Annotated in this window: 13 protein-coding genes and 1 pseudogene; 10 read left to right on the forward strand and 4 right to left on the reverse strand. The window is 63.6% G+C overall.

Annotated elements, in window-relative coordinates; all coding sequences use genetic code 11:
* Positions 1–34: 34 nt before the first annotated feature.
* Genes CIT39_RS27460 through CIT39_RS27475 form a run of 4 tightly spaced genes read left to right on the forward strand, consistent with a single transcriptional unit; the run spans position 35 to position 1,468 of the window.
* Positions 35–358, forward strand: a complete 324-nt coding sequence (locus CIT39_RS27460) for an ArsR/SmtB family transcription factor (protein WP_094977215.1) — start codon at positions 35–37, stop codon at positions 356–358.
* A complete protein-coding gene (locus tag CIT39_RS27465) occupies positions 355–786 on the forward strand; it encodes an SRPBCC family protein (protein ID WP_094977214.1) in 432 nt (143 codons plus the stop codon). Before CIT39_RS27460 ends, CIT39_RS27465 begins: the two co-directional genes overlap by 4 nt.
* A 38-nt stretch (positions 787–824) precedes the next feature.
* Positions 825–1,034: a hypothetical protein gene (locus CIT39_RS27470; RefSeq protein WP_094977213.1), complete on the forward strand. Its 210-nt coding sequence runs from the start codon at positions 825–827 to the stop codon at positions 1,032–1,034.
* Complete coding sequence (locus CIT39_RS27475; RefSeq protein ID WP_094977212.1) at positions 1,031–1,468, forward strand: DUF1801 domain-containing protein; 438 nt, start codon at positions 1,031–1,033, stop codon at positions 1,466–1,468. Before CIT39_RS27470 ends, CIT39_RS27475 begins: the two co-directional genes overlap by 4 nt.
* A gap of 220 nt (positions 1,469–1,688) precedes the next feature.
* Here the strand turns inward: CIT39_RS27475 and CIT39_RS27480 are convergent, their stop codons facing one another.
* From CIT39_RS27480 to CIT39_RS27495, 4 genes and pseudogenes are all read right to left on the reverse strand, one after another.
* Positions 1,689–3,224, reverse strand: coding sequence for a SpoVR family protein (locus tag CIT39_RS27480; protein ID WP_094977211.1), 1,536 nt, complete (start codon positions 3,222–3,224; stop codon positions 1,689–1,691).
* A complete protein-coding gene (locus tag CIT39_RS27485) occupies positions 3,221–4,498 on the reverse strand; it encodes a YeaH/YhbH family protein (protein ID WP_181955177.1) in 1,278 nt (425 codons plus the stop codon). Before CIT39_RS27485 ends, CIT39_RS27480 begins: the two co-directional genes overlap by 4 nt.
* Positions 4,499–4,528: 30 nt before the next feature.
* Positions 4,529–6,473, reverse strand: a pseudogene (locus tag CIT39_RS27490) (PrkA family serine protein kinase).
* Positions 6,474–6,777: 304 nt separating this feature from the next.
* Positions 6,778–7,443 (reverse strand): hypothetical protein, encoded by a 666-nt coding sequence (locus CIT39_RS27495; protein ID WP_094977208.1) that lies wholly within the window; start codon positions 7,441–7,443, stop codon positions 6,778–6,780.
* A 304-nt stretch (positions 7,444–7,747) separates the two neighbouring features.
* Here CIT39_RS27495 and CIT39_RS27500 point away from each other — a divergent pair, with 304 nt between their 5' ends.
* Genes CIT39_RS27500 through CIT39_RS27525 form a run of 6 tightly spaced genes read left to right on the forward strand, consistent with a single transcriptional unit; the run spans position 7,748 to position 15,258 of the window.
* Complete coding sequence (locus CIT39_RS27500) at positions 7,748–10,597, forward strand: bifunctional transaldolase/phosoglucose isomerase (protein ID WP_094977207.1); 2,850 nt, start codon at positions 7,748–7,750, stop codon at positions 10,595–10,597.
* 13 nt (positions 10,598–10,610) lie between these two features.
* Positions 10,611–11,612 carry a phosphogluconate dehydrogenase (NAD(+)-dependent, decarboxylating) gene (gene gnd, locus CIT39_RS27505; RefSeq protein ID WP_094977206.1) on the forward strand — a complete coding sequence of 334 codons (1,002 nt, stop codon included), beginning with the start codon at positions 10,611–10,613 and terminating at the stop codon, positions 11,610–11,612.
* A 27-nt stretch (positions 11,613–11,639) separates the two neighbouring features.
* On the forward strand, positions 11,640–13,151 hold the full coding sequence (gene zwf / locus CIT39_RS27510) for a glucose-6-phosphate dehydrogenase (RefSeq protein WP_094977205.1): 1,512 nt from the start codon (positions 11,640–11,642) through the stop codon (positions 13,149–13,151).
* Positions 13,151–13,900 carry a 6-phosphogluconolactonase gene (gene pgl / locus CIT39_RS27515; protein WP_162308714.1) on the forward strand — a complete coding sequence of 250 codons (750 nt, stop codon included), beginning with the start codon at positions 13,151–13,153 and terminating at the stop codon, positions 13,898–13,900. The genes zwf and pgl overlap by 1 nt, the downstream gene beginning before the upstream one ends.
* Positions 13,887–14,417 (forward strand): gluconokinase, encoded by a 531-nt coding sequence (locus CIT39_RS27520; RefSeq protein ID WP_094977203.1) that lies wholly within the window; start codon positions 13,887–13,889, stop codon positions 14,415–14,417. The genes pgl and CIT39_RS27520 overlap by 14 nt, the downstream gene beginning before the upstream one ends.
* A 25-nt stretch (positions 14,418–14,442) precedes the next feature.
* The gene (locus CIT39_RS27525) at positions 14,443–15,258 is read left to right on the forward strand and encodes an HAD family hydrolase (RefSeq protein ID WP_094977202.1); all 816 of its coding nucleotides are present in this window, start codon (positions 14,443–14,445) and stop codon (positions 15,256–15,258) included.
* Positions 15,259–15,271 lie beyond the last annotated feature (13 nt).

A 15,271-nucleotide genomic window follows, 5' to 3' on the forward strand; every position in this document is an offset into this window, starting at 1 on the left:
AGTCAATCCATAACTTTCCGGTTATGGATCCTCCATGTCCCCAGCCCCCGATCTCTTGTTCAAGACGCTCGCCGACCCGACGCGGCGGGCGATCTTCGAGCGGCTGTGCCGCGAGGGCGAGCAGACGGTCGGGGCGCTCACCGTGCGCTCCGGTGTGTCCCAGCCGGCGGTCTCGAAACATCTCGGCGCGTTGAAACAGGCGGGCCTCGTGCGCGACCGCCATGAGGGACGGCAGACTCATTACAGCGCACAGCCCGGCGCGCTCAATCCGCTGATCGACTGGACCAGCCAGATGGCCGGGTTCTGGCAGAACCGGCTCGATGCGCTCGACGATCTCCTGAAGAGGATGGACCAATGACCGAGGCTTCGCGCGAAATGCGCTCCGTCGTGATAGAGCGCGAATTTGCCTTTCCGGCGGAGCGGCTCTGGCGTGCGCTGACGCAGCCGCATCTGATCGAGGAATGGCTGATGAAGAACGACTTCAAGCCTGATGTCGGTCATCGCTTCAATCTTCGCGGTGAATGGGGCGGCGTGCTGGATTGCGAGGTGCTCACCATCGAGCCGCAGAAGACCCTCGCCTACACTTGGAATTTCTCGCATGAAGACGCCGCCTTCGACCTCAAGAGCGTCGTCACTTTCACGCTGACGCCGACCGGCGCGGGCACGCATCTGCGCGTCGAGCAGGCGGGCTTCAGCCCGACGCAGAAGCAGGCTTACGGCGGCGCGCATGCCGGCTGGAAGCAGTTTTTGGCCAAGCTGGACGATCTGCTGGCGCGGCCTGAGTAAGCGCATCCATTCAACCATCGCAAGGAGGTCCGTTGAACATGTGGATTCGACAAACTCATCGCTGGCTATCCATCGCCTTTACCCTCGCGGTGATCGCCAACATCGTCGCCATGATAATGCAGCTCGATGCCGCCTGGATCGGTTTCCTGGCGCTTGTGCCGCTGATCCCGCTGCTCGCGACCGGGCTGTATCTGTTCGCGCTCCCGTATCTCGGCCGTCGTGGTACGCATGGTGAGGCGAGGTCATGAAGAAAGCGGAGGCGAAGAAGAACGCCGCGAAGGTGACGGACGGACCCTCACCCTCCAAGCTGATCGACGGCAGGATCAAGGAGCTCGGCGACTGGCGCGGCGAAATGCTGGCGCGCGTCCGCGGCCTGATCAAGCAGGCCGATCCTGAAGTCGTCGAAGAGTGGAAATGGCGCGGCGTCCCTGTATGGGAACACGACGGCATCATCTGCACCGGCGAGACCTACAAGGAAGTGGTGAAGATGACCTTTGCCAAGGGCGCGGCGCTGGATGATCCCGCCGGCCTGTTCAATTCCAGCCTCGACGGCAATGTCCGGCGCGCGATCGATATTCGCGAAGGCGAGACGATCAACGAGAAAGCGTTGAAGGCGCTGATCCGCGCGGCTGTGGAGTTGAATGCGTCCAAGAAGAAGCCAGCCAGGAAGCGATCGAGTTAGAGTAGCGAAGCCGATGCACATTCCCGGCGAACGTCAGTGCAAGCGCCTCGTCCTTCGAGACGACCGCTTTGCGGTCTCCTCAGGATGAGGCTCGGCAGCATCTCCGCGTGCCAAATTGCGGCCCCATACGCCGTCCTCATCCTGAGGGCCCGCCAGAGGCGGGCGTCTCGAAGGATGGCCCCGGGCGAAATATCGCAGCGTCACGCGCCAACAGCCCGCCTCAGGCCGCCGCCGTGATCGGGCGCGGGCTCACGACATATTCGCGCAGGACCTTGTCGTTGGCATCGACCTCGATCAGCGAGACGTCGTAGGTCCAGAGATCGGCCAGATGCTGCAGCACCCGCTTGGTATCGGTCTCGTTGAGCTGCGCGCCCTTGATGACGTGGTGGTGCAGGATCAGCCGGCGGTCGCCGGAGAGATCGACGTCGACGACCTCGATATTGGCGTCGATGTAGCCGACATCGTGCTGCCGCGCCAACTCGCGCCGCACGCGGCGAAAGCCGCGCTCGTCGTGGATGGCATCGACCCTGATCCCGGCGCGCTCCTCGGGATCGTCGTGCAGATGGAACATGCGGAGCTGCCGCATCAACTTCGGGCTCAGGAACTGCGCGATAAAACTTTCGTCGCGGTAGTTGGCCCAGACGTCGCGCAGCACGCCCATCACGTCGTTCTTGCCGGCGATATCGGGGAACCATTCGCGGTCCTCGTCCGAGGGGCTGGTGACGATCCGTTCGATGTCCTGCATCATCGCGAAGCCCAGCGCATAGGGATTGAAGCCGGAGAAGCGCGGATCGTCGAACTCGGGCTGGAACACCACGTTGGTGTGTGATCCGAGGAATTCGAGGAAGTTGCCGTCGCTGATGCGGCCCTGCTGGTGCAGCTGCGTCATGATGCGATAGTGGACGTAGGTCGCCGTCCCCTCGTTCATCACCTTGGTCTGGCTCTGCGGATAGAAATATTGCGCGATGTGGCGGACGATGCGCAGCAACTCGCGTTGCCAGGGCGCCAGCCGCGGCGCGCTCTTCTCCAGGAAGTAGAGCAGGTTTTCCTGCGGCAGGCCGAGCAGCTTGCGGCGCCGTTCGAGCGAGATCGCGGACCGGGTCTTCGAGGCGCCCTTGGGCACGGTGCGCCAGAGGTCGTTGAAGACTTCCTCCTCGTGCTGACGGCGGCGCCCTGCCCGCTTCTCCTCCTCGCGCAGATCGAGTTTTTTCTTGCCGGGATAGCGATCGATGCCGTGCGACATCAGCGCATGCGCGGCATCCAGCGTGCGCTCGACCTCGATGCGGCCGTAACGCTCCTCGCATTGCATGACGTAGTTCTTGGCGAAATCCAGATAGTCCAGAATGCCGTCGGCATCGGTCCACTGCTTGAACAGATAGTTGTTCTTGAAGAAGTGGTTGTGGCCGAAGGCAGCATGCGCGATCACCAGCGTCTGCATCGTCGCCGTGTTCTCCTCCATCAGGTAGGAGATGCATGGCGAGGAGTTGATTACGATCTCATAGGCGAGGCCCATCAGGCCCTTGCGGTAGGACGCTTCATGGTACGCGAACTGCTTGCCAAAGGACCAGTGCTTGTAGAACAGCGGCATGCCGACGGAGGAGTAGGCATCCAGCATCTGTTCGGCGGTGATGACCTCGATCTGGTTCGGATAGACGTCGAGCCCGAGATCCTTCATCGCCACCGTCTCGCAAGCGTCGGTGATGCGCTGCAAGGTGTGGAAATCCCAATCCGCGCCTTCGAACAATCGTTCCGTCATGGAGCGGCTTTCTCCTGGGCAGTGTCGCGGCGCTGGAACAGATCGTGGAACACCGGAAAAATCTCGCTGCGCTCGCTGACCTTGCGCATCGAGAGCGGGGCGCCGCCGTTGCGCAGGCGCTCATAGAGGGTCCAGAGCGAGGAGTCGGAGAGATCGAAGGCGCTGCCGCCTGATTCCCCGACCTCGAGATAGGCAAAGAACTGGCAGACCGGCAGGATCTTGTCGGTCAGCAGGAGCCCCGTGAGCTCGCCGTCGGAATAGGAATTGTCGCCGTCGGAGGCCTGCGCGGCATAGATGTTCCAGTCGGACGGATTGAAGCGCTCGCGCACGATCTCGTGCATCGCCTGCAGCGCACTGGAGACCAGCGTGCCGCCCGAGGCCGGGCCATAGAAGAAAGTCTGCTCGTCGACTTCCTCGGCGCGGTCGGTGTGGCGGATGAAAACGATGTCGACGTGCTTGTAGCGGCGCTTCAGGAACACGTAGAGCAGCATGTAGAAGCGTTTGGCGAGATCCTTCATGTGCTCGGACATCGAGCCGGAGACGTCCATCAGGCAGAACATCACGGCCTGCGCCACCGGCTTCGGCACCGTCTCGAAGCGGCGATAGCGGATGTCGAGCGGATCGATGAAGGGAATGCGCTTGGTCTTCGCCTTCAGCTTTTCGAGCTGGGCGAGAAGCACCACACGTTCGTCGTCGTCCGTGCAGGCGGCGATGGCGGCTTCCAGCTCTTCGATCTCCTCCTTGCTGGGACGCTTGAGCGCGATACGGCGCGCCAGCGCGCGCCGCACAGTCCGGCTCACCGAGATATTGGCGGGCGAACCCGACGTGGTGTATCCGGCACGCTGGATGCCCTCGCTCTCGGTCTGCGCGACCTTGCGCTTGGCAAGATCGGGCAGCTCGAGATCGTCAAGAAAGAGGTCGACAAATTCGTCGCGGGACAGGACAAAGCGGAAGGCGTCCTCGCCGTCGCCTTCGCCGGGGCCGGAATTCTTGGCGCTGCCCTGGCCGGAGCGCTGCAGATAGTCGCCCTCGATGAACTTCTTGTTGCCGGGCAACACCATGTCGCGCGTTCCGCCTTCGCGGCGGAAGCGCGGCTCGTGCATGCCGTCGAGGGGGATCGTGACTTCCCCTCCCTCCAGGACGTCCTTGATGTCGCGTTCCTGCGAGGTCTTCTTGACGGCGCCCTGCACCAGGGATTTGGCCCGACGCAAGAACCGCTGGCGGTTCTCAAGACTCTTGCCGCCCGGATTCAGGCGCCTGTCAATAATGTGAATGGGCACTTTACCATCCGCCTCCCATCCGCCTCAACCGGCCTGCTTCACGCGCATGTACCATTCGACGAGCCGGCGAACCTGACGCTCGGTGTAGCCGCGCTCCACCATGCGTGCGACGAACTCGCCGTGCTTCTTCTCCGTCTCGCCGTCCTTCTTCGAGCCGAAGGAGATGACCGGAAGCAGGTCCTCGACTTGGGAGAATATCCTCTTTTCGATCACCTCGCGAATCTTCTCGTAGGAGATCCAGGTCGGATTCTTGCCGCCGTTCTGGGCCCGGGACCGTAACGAGAATTTGACCACCTCGTTGCGGAAGTCCTTGGGGTTGGCGATGCCGGCCGGCTTCTCGATTTTGGTGAGTTCCTGGTTCAAGAGTTCGCGATCGAGCAGCTGGCCGGTATCGGAATCCTTGAAGTCCTGGTCCTCGATCCAGGCATCGGCATAGTCGACGTAGCGGTCGAACAGGTTCTGGCCGTAATCCGAGTAGGATTCGAGATAGGCCTTCTGGATCTCGTTCCCGACGAACTCGGCGTAGCGCGGCGCCAGGTCCGCCTTGATGAATTCGAGGTAGCGCTTCTCGACTTCCTCCGGCAGCTGCTCGCGCTTGATCGACTGCTCCAGCGCGTACATCAGATGCACGGCATCGGCGGCGACCTCCTGCGGATCGTGGTTGAAGGTCGCGGCCAGGATCTTGAAGGCAAAGCGGGTGGAGACGCCGTCCATGCCCTCGTCGACGCCGGCGGCATCGCGATATTCCTGGACGCTGCGCGCCTTGGGATCGGATTCCTTCAGGCTCTCGCCGTCGTAGACCCGCATCTTGGCGTACGTCGTGGAGTTCTCGTGCTTGCGCAGACGCGACATCACCGAGAACCGCGCCAGCGTCTCCAGCGTCGAGGGCGCGCACGGCGCGGCCGCAAGCTCGGAGCCCTGGATCAGCTTCTCGTAGATCTTCTGCTCTTCCGTGATCCGCAGGCAGTAGGGCACCTTGATCACGCAGATGCGGTCGATGAAAGCCTCGTTGTTCTTGTTGGCCTTGAAGCTCGACCACTCGGCTTCGTTGGAGTGCGCGAGGATCACGCCGGTGAAGGGGATGGCGCCGATATTCTCGGTGCCGATGTAGTTGCCTTCCTGCGTCGCGGTCAGCAGCGGGTGCAGCATCTTGATCGGCGCCTTGAACATCTCGACGAACTCGAGCACGCCCTGGTTGGCGCGGTTGAGGCCGCCGGAATAGCTGTAGGCGTCGGGATCGTTCTGCGCGTAGGTCTCGAGCTTGCGGATGTCGACCTTGCCGACCAGCGAAGAGATGTCCTGGTTGTTCTCGTCACCGGGCTCGGTCTTGGCGATGCCGATCTGGCGCAGCCGCGACGGCTGGATCTTGGCGACACGGAATTGCGAGATGTCGCCGCCGAAGGCCTCAAGGCGCTTGTAGCACCAAGGGCTCATCAGGCCGGTCAGACGACGGCGCGGAATGCCGTATTTCTCTTCCAACATCGGACCCAACTGATCGGGATCGAACAGGCTAAGCGGGCTTTCGAACACCGGCGAGAGTTCGTCACCGGCCTTGAGCACGTAGATCGGATGCACTTCCATCAGCGACTTCAGCCGCTCGGCGAGCGATGACTTGCCGCCGCCGACCGGGCCAAGCAGATAGAGGATCTGCTTGCGCTCTTCGAGGCCCTGCGCCGCATGACGGAAGAAACCGACGATGCGCTCGATGGTCTCTTCCATGCCGTAGAACCCGGCGAAGGCCGGATAGGTGCGGATCGTGCGGTTCAAAAAAAATACGGCCAAGGCGTGGGTCCTTGGCCGTGTCAATCGTTTGGGGTTCCCCGATCGCCGCTAGCAATCGCTCCGCCGCATTGGCGTATTTCATGGGATCGCTTCGACACGATTCCAGATATTCCGCCATCGACATGTCGTGCTGGCTTCTCGCCTCGAACGACCGAGCGAAAGCGTTGAATAGAGAATCGTTGTACATGATCCCTCTCCGCGTGAGTTCCGCTACACAACTGAACTAAAGCAGCGACTGGACCGTTCCGTAGCGCCACTCTCGAATCAGCGTGAGCACATGACGATCATTGGACACCCGGGTGCCGACTTGACGCAACGCACAACGTAGGCACTCGTTGAGTTACGAACAGGCACCTGCCTGTTCTTTGTGCGAATCTATATCCATCATCGCTCATTTCCAGAAAATGTCACTCGCTCGCAACATCCGGGCATTACCGGGGGAGAAGAGTCCATCCGGCACCGCCGCAGTGAGGGATCTGCGCGCGGCAATCTTATGTCGCTTGTACGGCGAAGCCTTGAGCGCCACCTCGCGGGCGCCGTTCATCTTCCTCCTGCTGCAGTGCGGCGCGGAGACCGCTCGCAGCATGACAATCGCGGCAAGCGCGCAGCAGTGTCTCGAAATCGGTCGCCAGGCCCTCCGACGGGATGACAATGCGATCGTTTTGCGCGCAACGGGCCAAATCGGGGATGCAGCGGAGCTGCCGCCGCAAGGCCGGCGTCGGCGTCAGCACGATCATGTGGTGGCCGCGGCTCTCCTCGGCCGAAATCTCCGCAATCGAATCCCACAGCAGAAATTCATTGCCGATGCGGAGATCGCGGATGCCGTAGGGGGTGACGACCACCACCGCTCCTCGTTCGGCGGGGAGCATCCAGATCAACCCGATCGTCATCAGCGCGAACACCACCACGCCGGCAAATCCGATCATCGTGTCGTAATCGCCAAGACCGTCCCACCAGTCGAAGGCGAGGGCCGCGCTGAGCAGGGTCATGGCAAAGCCAGCCGCCACCAGCAGTCGCAGCGACGTCGTGCACGGGCTGATTTCGAGATCGCGAGAGGCGTCGATGGTGATCGCCGACGCAGCCGATTGCTGGCTGTCGGCGACGGCGAAGGCCAGACCTTCAGGATGTGCGTGCATGCTTTTCCCCAGCATGGCCATTCGCGACCGAGCCATGATGTACCAGACGGACCGGAATCCGCTGGTGGCACTCCACGCAGCCACTGGCTGACGACGAAGCGGCCGACGTTACGCAACCAGACCCGGCCAAACCTTCGGCCAGCGACTTTTTACGCAACAACCGCTACTGCCGCCTGGATCGCCACGATCGCGACGGAGTTACACTGGAGGGTATGACGCCTGTACCCTTGATTGGTTCCCTCAGGTGCGCATGTAAGCTAGAGGATAGCGCCTCAGGACCGGCGCGGAAACCCCTCGCCCGCAGGCTTGGAGATAAATAAGCAACATGAATCCCGTCAAAGAACTGGAAAAGCACGGACAAGCCGTCTGGCTGGACTTCCTGGCCCGTGGCTTCATCGCCAAGGGCGACCTGAAACGACTGATCGAGACCGACGGCGTCAAGGGCGTCACCTCCAACCCCTCGATCTTCGAGAAGGCGATCGGCAGCTCGGACGAATATGACGCCCCGATCGGCAAGGCGCTGAAGCGCGGCGACCGGACCGTGGCCGATTTGTTCGAGGCCGTCGCGGTCGAGGACATCCAGAACGCGGCCGACGTGCTGCGCCCGGTCTATGACCGCCTCAAGGGCGGCGACGGCTATGTCAGCCTGGAAGTCTCGCCCTATCTGGCGCTCGACACGTCCGGCACCGTCACCGAGGCGCGGCGGCTCTGGAAGAGCGTCGGTCGCAAGAACCTGATGGTGAAGGTGCCCGCGACGCCCGAGGGCCTGCCGGCGATCGAAGAGCTGATCGGCGACGGCATCAGCATCAACATCACGTTGCTGTTCTCCAGGGCGGTCTACCTCCAGGTGGCGGAAGCCTACATCGCCGGACTCGAAAAATACGTCGCCGGCGGCGGCGATCCCTCGCATGTGGCGAGCGTGGCCAGCTTCTTCGTCAGCCGCATCGACTCCGTGGTCGACAAGCAGCTCGACGACAAGATCGCCCGCGCCAACGATCCGTCCGAGAAGGAGCGGCTGGCCGCGCTCAAGGGCAAGGTCGCGATCGCCAACGCCAAGGTCGCCTACCAGGATTACAAGCGCCTGTTCTCGGGTGCCCGCTGGGACAAGCTCGCCGCCAAGGGCGCCAGGCCGCAGCGGATGCTGTGGGCCTCGACCGGCACCAAGAACAAGGATTACAGCGACGTCCTCTATGTCGAAGAATTGATCGGCCCCGACACCATCAACACCGTGCCGCCGGCAACGCTGGATGCGTTCCGCGACCACGGCAAGCCGCGCGACAGCCTGGAGGAGAATGTCGAGGACGCCCACCGCGTGCTGGAAGAGCTGGAGCGTTCCGGCGTCTCGCTCGATGCCATCACCGAGGAGCTGGTCAAGGACGGCGTCAAGCAGTTCGCCGACGCCGCCGACAAGCTCTACGGCGCGGTCGCGCACAAGCGGGCGACCGTGCTCGGCGCCGCGATCGACCGCCAGCAGCTTTCGCTCGGCGACGGGCTCGGCAAGGCGGTCGCCAAGAGCACCGAGGAATGGCGTGCCTCCGCCAAGATCCGCAGGCTGTGGCAGCGCGACAAATCGGTCTGGACCGGCGCGGACGAGGACAAATGGCTCGGCTGGCTCGACAGCGCCGCCAAGGCCGACGTCGCCGACTATGAAGATTACGCAAGCCGGGTGAAGGGCCAGAAATTCTCCGACGCCGTCGTGCTCGGCATGGGCGGATCGAGCCTCGGGCCGGAGGTGCTCGCCGAGACATTTGGGAAGAAGCCCGGCTTCCCGAAGCTGCATGTGCTTGACTCCACCGACCCGGCGCAGGTGCGGGCGATGGAGGCGAAGATCGACATCGCCAACACCGTGTTCATCGTCTCCAGCAAGTCCGGCGGCACCACCGAGCCGAACGCGATGAAGGACTATTTCCATGAGCGCGTTGCGCAAGCGCTCGGCCCGAAGGCAAAGACCGGCTTCCGCTTCATCGCGGTGACGGATCCCGGCTCATCGCTGGAAAAGGCCGCCAGGAAACTGAACTATGCCCGCATCTTCCATGGCGAGCCCTCGATCGGCGGACGCTATTCCGTGCTGTCGCCGTTCGGCCTCGTGCCGGCGGCGACCGCCGGCATCGACGTCAAGACCTTCGTCAAGCATGCACTCTCGATGGCGCGTTCCTGCGGACCGGACGTGCCGCCAAGTGAGAATCCGGGCGTGCAGCTCGGCCTCGCCATCGGCCTTGCCGGCCTGCAAGGCCGCGACAAGGTGACGATCCTGTCGTCGAAAAAGATCGCCGATTTCGGCGCCTGGGCCGAACAGCTCATCGCGGAATCGACCGGCAAGGAAGGCAAGGGCCTGATCCCGATCGAGGGCGAGCCTCTGGGCGATCCCTCTGTTTACGGCAACGACCGGTTCTTCATCGACATCCGCGTCGAAGGCGAAGCCGACGCCGCCCATGATTCCAAGCTTGCCGCGGTCGAGGCGGCCGGCCACCCCGTGGTGCGCATCGTGATGAAGTCGATCGACCATCTCGGCCAGGAGTTCTTCCGCTTCGAGATGGCCACGGCGGTGGCAGGCTCGATCCTGGGCATCAACCCGTTCGACCAGCCGGATGTGGAAGCAGCCAAGCTCAAGACCCGCGAGCTCACCGCCTCGTTCGAGAAGACCGGCACCTTGCCTGAAGAGCAGCCGGTGGTCAGCACCGATGAGGCCGATCTCTACACCGACGAGGCCAACGCGACTGCGCTGCGCGCCGCCGGCGCCAATGGCGACCTCACCTCGTGGCTGAAGGCGCATCTGTCGCGCTCCAACCACGGCGACTATGTCGCCCTGCTCGGCTATATCGCGCGGGACAAGGCGACCATCGACGCGCTTCAAGCCATGCGGCTGGAGGTGCGCGAGAAGCGGCAGGTCGCGACCTGTGCCGAGTTCGGCCCGCGCTTCCTGCATTCAACCGGGCAGGCCTACAAGGGCGGGGCCGACAGCGGCGTGTTCCTTCAGATCACCGCCGACGATGCCAGGGATCTCGCCGTGCCCGGCCAGAAGGCCAGTTTCGGCGTGATCAAGGCGGCGCAGGCCCGCGGCGATTTCGACGTGCTCACCGAGCGCGGCCGGCGCGCACTGCGCGTGCACCTCAAGGGCGGACTCAAGAAGGGTCTTGCCGCACTCAATGCCGCGCTCAACGACGCGCTGAACTAAGGGAATATTGCAGATGCAACTCGGCATGATCGGCCTCGGCCGAATGGGCGGCAACATCGTTCGCCGCCTGATGCGCCACGGGCATTCGACCGTGGTCTATGACAAGGACGCCAAGGCCGTAGCAGGCCTCGCCGCAGACGGCGCGGTCGGCTCGGCGACGCTGGAAGACTTCATCGCGAAGCTCGAGCGGCCGCGCACGGCCTGGGTGATGCTGCCTGCGGGGCACATCACCGAGACCACGATCAATACGATCGCGGGCGTGATGCAGGACGGCGACGTCATCATCGACGGCGGCAACACCTTCTGGCAGGACGACGTCCGGCGCGGCAAGGCGCTGAGAGAGCGCGGCATCCACTATGTCGACGTCGGCACCTCGGGCGGCGTCTGGGGTCTCGACCGCGGCTATTGCATGATGATCGGCGGCGAGAAGCAGGTGGTCGACCGGCTCGATCCGATCTTCGCCGCGCTAGCGCCCGGCGCCGGCGACATTCCGCGCACGGAAGGACGCGACGGGCGCGATCCCCGTATCGAGCAGGGCTACATCCATGCCGGTCCCGTCGGCGCCGGTCATTTCGTCAAGATGATCCATAACGGCATCGAATACGGCCTGATGCAGGCTTATGCCGAAGGGTTCGACATCCTCAAGAATGCCAACATCGAGGCCCTGCCGGCGGATCACCGCTACGATTTCGATCTCGCCGACGTCGCCGAAGTGTGGCGGCGCGGCAGCGTGATCCCGTCCTGGCTACTCGACCTCACCTCGACGGCGCTCGCCGACAGCCCGCAGCTCACGGAATATTCCGGCTTCGTGGAAGATTCCGGCGAGGGACGCTGGACCGTCAACGCCGCGATCGACGAGGCCGTGCCGGCCGAGGTCCTCACCGCGGCGCTCTACACACGTTTCCGTTCCCGTCGGGAACACACCTTCGCCGAAAAAATTCTCTCCGCGATGCGCGCGGGGTTTGGCGGCCACAGGGAGCCGAAGCAGCCGGGCGCCGCGAAGCCCAAACAATAAGCGTACCCAAGCGAAGGCCGACAATTCGTGACAAAAGACCCGCAAGCCAAGCGCAAGCCCGAAAATTGCGCCTTCGTCATCTTTGGCGTGACCGGCGACCTCACCCATCGCCTGGTGATGCCGTCCCTCTACAATCTCGCTGCCGAGAACCTGTTGCCGGAAAAATTCTGCGTCGTCGGCGTGGCCCGCAAAGGCCAATCGGATGACGAGCTGCGCGACAGCCTGATGAAAGGCCTGCGGCAGTTCGCGACAAGGCCGGTCGACGACGACATCGCCAAACAGCTGCTGCAATGCGTCACCTTCGTCGAGGCCGATCCGAAGGACCCGCCCTCGTTCGACCGCTTGCGCGAGCATCTGGACTCGCTGGAGTGTTCGCAAGGCACCGGCGGCAACCGCCTGTTCTATCTCGCCACGCCGCCCGCCGCGTTCGCGCCGACCGCGCGCGAGCTCGGCCGCACCGGCATGATGAAGGAGAACGGCGCCTGGCGGCGGCTGGTGATCGAAAAGCCGTTCGGCACCGACCTCGCCTCGGCCCGCGCGCTGAACGCCGAGCTGCTGAAGATCATGGACGAGCACCAGATCTACCGGATCGATCATTATCTCGGCAAGGAGACGGTACAGAACATCCTGGTGCTGCGCTTTGCCAACGGCATGTTCGAGCCGATCTGGAATCGCAACCACATCGACCACATCCAGATCACGGTGGAGGAGAAGCTCGGCGTCGGCCATCGCGGCGGCTTCTACGATTCCACCGGCGCGATGCGTGACATGGTGCCGAACCATCTGTTCCAGCTGATGTCGCTGGTCGCGATGGAGCCGCCGGCACGGTTCGACGCCCATTCGGTGCGCTCCGAGAAGGCCGACGTACTCAACTCGATCCAGCAGCCGAGCCGGGAGGAAGCGCTGAAGAACTCGGTGCGCGCGCAATATCTCGCAGGCCGCATCGGTGACGACGAGATCACGGACTATCGCAAGACCGAGGACGTCAAGCCCGGCAGCACCACCGAGACCTTCGTTGCGCTGAAGCTGATGATCGACAATTGGCGCTGGGCCGGCGTTCCCTTCTATTTGCGTACCGGCAAGGCGCTCGGCCACAAGCGCACCGAGGTCGCAATCAAGTTCAAGCAGGCGCCGCTGTCGATGTTCTCGGGCACGGACATCGATCGCCTGTCGCAGAATTTCCTCACCATCGGCATCGCGCCGACCGAGACCATCGAGCTGCAATTCAACGCCAAGATCCCGGGGCCGAGCATCACCATCGACGGCGTCGAGATGAAGTTCCGCTACGGCGACTATTTCCGGGCGGATCCCTCGACCGGCTACGAGACGCTGATCTACGACTGCATGATCGGCGACAACATCCTGTTCCAGCGCGCCGACGGCATCGAGGCCGGATGGCAGGCGGTGCAGCCGTTCCTGGACGCCTGGAAAAGCGCGGGCAGCAACGGCATTGAGACCTATGAAGCCGGCAGCGACGGCCCGAACTGCGCCGACGAGCTGCTGCGGCGGGACGGGCGAAGCTGGCGGAAGTATTCGTGATGGCAACGGCCGAACAGCCGAAGCTGATCGTCGAAGCTGATGCCGGGGCGCTGGCGCAGACGGCGGCCGAACGGGTGATGGCGCGGATCGCGGCCAACCCCGCGCGCATCGCGATCTGCCTTACCGGCGGCTCCAGCCCGAAGAAGCTCTATCAACTGCTCGGCGGCGATCCCTGGCGCGGCAAGATCCCGTGGGACCGCGTGCACTGGTTCATCGGCGACGAGCGATTCGTGTCCGAGAGCGATCCGCTCAACAACATGGCGGTCGCGCGCGCGACGTTTCTCGATGGCAATGCGCCCGTCGGCCATATCCACCCGATCCCGACCATTGCTGACAATCCGGACCGAAGCGCCGAAGCCTATGCGCGCGAGCTACAGGCCTTCTACGGTTCTGAACGCCTCGATCCGGCGCGGCCGCTGTTCGACCTGGTGCTGATGGGCGCCGGCCCGGATGGCCACACCGCCTCGCTCTTTCCGGGCTTCCCCGCAATCGAGGAGACCGAACGCTGGGTCATCGGGGTGCCCAAGGCCAATGTCGCGCCTTTCGTGCCGCGGGTCTCGCTCACCCTGCCCGTTCTGGCGTCCTGCCGCGAAATGCTGTTCCAGATTGCCGGGCACGACAAGCAGCCGATCTTGACGCGCCTCTTCAATGGCGAGACTCTGCCCGCATTACGCGCGCGCTCGAATGGTGAGACTGTCTGGCTGGTCGACCAGGCCGCGCTTCCGGAGGGAATTCGTGGGCCGCGTTGAAGCACCTTGTGCATTGATCGTGATGGGCGTGTCGGGTTCGGGCAAGAGCACGGTTGCGGAAGCACTCGGCGAGCGGCTCGGCTGGCGTTTCGAGGACGGCGACAGCTTCCATCCCCCCAGCAATGTCGAGAAGATGCGGGCCGGTCACCCTCTCACCGACGAGGACCGCTGGCCCTGGCTCAACGCCATCGCCGACGAGATCGCGCGGGTCTGCGACAAGGGCGGGCATGTCATCATCGCCTGCTCGGCGTTGAAGCACACCTATCGCGACGTGTTGCTGCGGGGGCGCGACGACGTCCGCTTCGTGTTCCTGAAGGGCACCAGAGAGCTGATCGCCGAGCGGCTCGCGCACCGCAAGGGCCATTTCATGCCGCCCGGGCTGCTGACCAGCCAGTTCGACACGCTGGAGCCGCCGGAAGCGGGCGAGCACGTGATCACCGTCTCGATCGACGAAACCGTCGAAGCGATCGTGGACGGCGTGGTGCGGCAGTTGAAGCTTGGCGGGACGAAGCGCTGAGACCTGGAAACCTGAAGGTTCTGTCATGACGCAAATCTCCCTCGTGGTCTCCGACGTCGACGGCACGCTGCTGACCAAGGACAAGACGCTGACGGATCGCGCGAGGTCTGCGGTGCAGCGGCTGCACAAGGCCGGCGTTGGCTTCACCATCACCTCCAGCCGTCCCGCCATCGGTATGCGCTTTCTGATAGAGCCGTTGGCGCTGTGGCTCCCGGTCGGCCCGTTCAACGGTTCCTCGATCGTCGATCCCGAGATGAACCCGGTCGAACAGCACCTGATCCCCGCAAGCGCCGCCGAGCGGTCCTTGCAGATCCTGCGCGAGTTCGGCGCCGACATCTGGCTGTTCACCTATGACAAATGGCTGATCGACAACCCCAGCGGCAAATACGTCGCGCATGAGCAGCACACGATCCGCTCCGATCCCACCATCGTGACGGACTTTTCTCCTTACCTGTCGAGCGCCTGCAAGATCGTCGGCGCCAGCGCCGATGCGGCGGGCTTAGAGGCTTGCGAGAAGGCGATGCAGCAGGCGCTCGGCAGCGAGGCCACCGCGGTGCGCTCGCAGACCTATTATCTCGACATCACCCCACCCGGCTTCAACAAGGGCACCTTCGTCGAGGCGATGGCCAAGCGTTTGGGCATTGCGACCGGCGCCGTCGCTACCATCGGCGACATGCAGAACGACCTCGCGATGTTCGCCGTCAGCGGCGTCTCGATCGCCATGGGCAATGCCAGCGACAGCGTCAAGGACCAGGCGACGCACGTCACGGCCAGCAACGAGCAGGACGGTTTTGCCGAGGCGATGGAGATGATCTTGAAGCGGAATGGGGCGGGTAGCTAAAGTCAACTGACCT

It is taken from the genome of Bradyrhizobium symbiodeficiens, assembly GCF_002266465.3.
GTDB lineage: Bacteria > Pseudomonadota > Alphaproteobacteria > Rhizobiales > Xanthobacteraceae > Bradyrhizobium > Bradyrhizobium symbiodeficiens.